Source organism: Vibrio sp. 5S239, from assembly GCF_041439575.1.
Classification (GTDB): Bacteria; Pseudomonadota; Gammaproteobacteria; order Enterobacterales; family Vibrionaceae; genus Vibrio; species Vibrio kanaloae.
Genome location: NZ_JBGOOM010000047.1, coordinates 1 through 3,533 on the forward strand (window position 1 = coordinate 1; position 3,533 = coordinate 3,533).

At 43.5% G+C, this 3,533-nt stretch carries 2 protein-coding genes; one reads left to right on the forward strand and one right to left on the reverse strand.

All coding sequences use genetic code 11. The features are described 5' to 3' along the window. The first annotated feature begins 403 nt into the window (after positions 1-403). The gene (locus ACED48_RS20235; RefSeq protein ID WP_017058215.1) at positions 404-1,192 is read left to right on the forward strand and encodes a lipase; all 789 of its coding nucleotides are present in this window, start codon (positions 404-406) and stop codon (positions 1,190-1,192) included. A gap of 95 nt (positions 1,193-1,287) precedes the next feature. Here the strand turns inward: ACED48_RS20235 and ACED48_RS20240 are convergent, their stop codons facing one another. Continuing rightward, on the reverse strand, positions 1,288-3,153 hold the full coding sequence (locus ACED48_RS20240) for a methyl-accepting chemotaxis protein (RefSeq protein WP_017058214.1): 1,866 nt from the start codon (positions 3,151-3,153) through the stop codon (positions 1,288-1,290). Positions 3,154-3,533: the final 380 nt, after the last annotated feature.

Below are 3,533 nucleotides of genomic sequence, written 5' to 3' on the forward strand. Positions count from 1 at the left end.
GCGAACGCCGAGGGATTTTAAATCCCTTGTGTCTACCAATTCCACCACCAGGGCAACGCAATCTTGCGATGCCGATTACCGAAAAGTAAAACACCATCTCTCTGCGACCTGAGCCGTGAGAACGAGATGTACTTTAACGGATGAAAAAAATTCGTCAACAATAAATTTTATCTTTTAATTCAAATGATTAATTATCACTCTCCAAAGAATAAATTTGATTCGGATTGTACGGTTTTTATACGCCACTCTCTATTCTAACAGTGTAACTTACTAACCATTATTAGCTTTTAGCGACTGCAGCCTATTTCGGTTTTTCTGTAATGAATCAAACAAATGGTGTTTTCATGTGCTTTTCACATTCAACAACTAAAGTTTTAAGTAACTCTTATTAAGAAGTAAAAATGTGAAACCATTAAAACGATACCAATATGAGCGCTACGCCGTTCTCTGTAACCTCGCCTACCCCCGAGTTTTCAAGCAAACTCGTTATGGTTTCGACCCTAATGGACAACGCATCATAAAGAACCAGTTTGGTAAAACTATGATTCGCGTGTTATGGAGCAGCGACAAAGATGAAGTGGTTGTTGTTATCAAAGGATCGCACAGCATCTCAGATTGGTTACTGACTTTTGCTCTATGGACAAGAAGCTGTAAAAGAATTGGGCTCAATTATCGTGTTCATGCGGGTTTCTATCATCTAATGTTTCAAGAAAGCCAACCAAACAGGAATGAAGATAAGCTCGGCTTGACGGTAATCGAACGATTGGAAACGACGCTCGTCCCTCTTTTAGAACAAGGCAAAAGAATCTCAATTACGGGTCACTCTTCCGGTGGCGCAATTGGTTGCGTGTTTGCCGACTACTTTGACCAGAAATACCCTGGTTGCATCAAACGAATCGTGACCTTTGGACAACCTGCGATTGGTGACTGGAGTTTTCGAAAACACTATCGTTTGCGTAGGAAAACCTACCGCATCTGTTGTGACATTGACATCGTCACCTTCATGCCGCCCGTACCTATACTGTATTGGCATGTAGGAAAGGTACTTTGGCTCTACAACGGCAGAATCTATGAGAATACGCCAACCTTTATTCGTCTTGGACGATCTATTTTTAGCTGGTTGATACGACCTTTCTCTTATCACTTGATGAGCAAATATATCCGCAATAAGGATTTCTTTGACCAACACTGAGCATCTCTTAAATCGAATAAAGAAAGAGCACAGGCTTATTACAGCCTGTGCTCTTTTTAGTATCGAACTTATGTTGATGCTTATTTATCCATCTATTAAAGCTTGAATCGTGACAACTCTTGCTTCAAATCGCTAGCTAAGTGGCTGAGCTGATCCGCTTGTGAAACAGCATCAGTTGCGTCCAACGCCATAACATCACTTACTTCACGCACAGACTCAGTATTGGTATTAATTTCCGCAGTAACCAGTGATTGCTCTTCAGCAGCAGAAGCGATCTGAGTCGCCATGTCGCTGATCATCTGAATCGCTTCACGGATTTGAGCCAAGCTCTCTCCCGCCATGTCTACATCGTGCACGCTTGTCTTCGCCATATCATGACTTTGTGTCATCACTTTCACCGCACCATTAGTCGCTTGCTGCAAACGCTTGATCTTGTCTTCAATTTCTTCTGTTGAAGCATGAGTGCGTTGAGAAAGCACTCGAACCTCATCCGCAACCACAGCAAAACCACGACCTTGTTCGCCAGCTCTAGCGGCTTCAATCGCTGCATTGAGCGCTAGTAAATTAGTTTGCTCAGCGATTTCACGTATTGTCGCCAAAATAGACGCAATTTGCTGACCGTGTTCTTCCAACTCACTAATGATAGATACAGCACTGGTTAGCTCGGTTGCTAGCTCGTTGATCGATGATTGACTCTTGGCCATCTGTTGAAAGCCTTGCTCGCTCAATTCAACAGAGTGAGTCGCACTTTTGGCTGTGTTGTCAGCGTTAGCAGCAATTTCAGAGGTCGCCGTCGCCATCTCAGTCACTGCGGTTGCCACCATGGTGATTTCGTCTTGCTGCCTGCTTACGCTATCACTACGCTTCAATGCGCTGCTATTGGCGTGCTCTGCACCATTGTTCATTGCGCTTGAAACTTGAGTGACATTTGTCATCATTCCATGAAGTCGGTCTACAAACACATTGAACTTATCGGCGAGTTGCCCTACTTCGTCTTTGCTTGAGACTTGAAGGCGCTGCGTTAAGTCACCTTCCCCTTCAGCGATATCTGCGAGAGCTTCACTTACTCGCCCTAACTCCACCAGCTGTCGAGCAACAAACCAAGACGTTGCTGCCGCCATCACGATCAATACAATCAAACCTATTGTGACTTGGCTCACCAACATATCGAACAGAGGTTGTTCCAATACATCTTTATCCATTTCAATCACAAGCAGCCAGTCGGTGCCATTGATTGGCTCCGCCATGATCACTCGTTCGTTACCATCAACTTGAGTAAAGATCGTCGTTAGATTCTGCGCAGCGCTGTTTAAACCAGAAACACTGAGTTCAGGCGCGATCTCGTTAACTTGTTTAAGTATGAACTCTTTGTTTTGGTGCGCAACGACCGTACCTTCTTTATCAATGAGAATCGCACGTCCATTTCCTGGAACCTGAATCGCCAATACGTCTTTAATCAGCTTATCTAACGCAAGGTTTGAAGCAGCAACACCAATAATGGAGCCGTTTACGGTGACAGGGTCAGTAAGTGTTACGACTAGCGCTTGCATTGTGACGCTAACATACGGCTTTGTTGTGACGGCTTTATTCTGAGCCAAAGTCTCTTTATACCAACCTCGGACTCTTGGGTCATAACCCGCTTTATTAAGCGAAGGATCATGACGGAACATCTCCCCCTCTTTATTACCGTAATAACTCAATCCAAAGCCACCAGACACAAGAGTTTGACGCAAATGAGGGACAATATCTAATGAGGGATTAAGCTGCACTTGCTGTTTTAAGCCATGCACTGCTTGTTTCTTATCATGGAACCAATCACTGATCCCTTTCGCGTGTGCTTGCAGTGTGTTGCGACTCTCGCTTTCTATCGCTTGCCAGCTGTTGTTTTGAAAGGTTTTATAACCCATAAAAAGAAGAATGGCAGATGTCACTGCAATCGCCAAAACGACAGAGAAAACCATTTTCCTCTTTAGACTAAATTGCATATTAAGAACCTCTTATAGAGCAATTAAAGAAATATAGAGAAGAACACTATCACTCATACGCATGTTTTAATCAGGGTTATCCCATAAAAAAATGAAACAAATTGAGCATTATGTTTAATTGTGACTTCGATTTATTTACCGGTTTATCAACGACAGGTGAATTGTAGGGTTAGTCGAAGATAACTTAGGGTAGAAGGTGTGACGTGATGCAAAGCAAATTGTTTAAGAAAGAATAGTGACTCAAAGACGGGGGAAGCCAAAAACGAAAAAACCAGCCACAAGGACTGGTTTCTTCTAAATGATGGAGGCGCCTCCCGGAGTCGAACCGAGGTCCACGGATTTGCAATCCGCTGCAT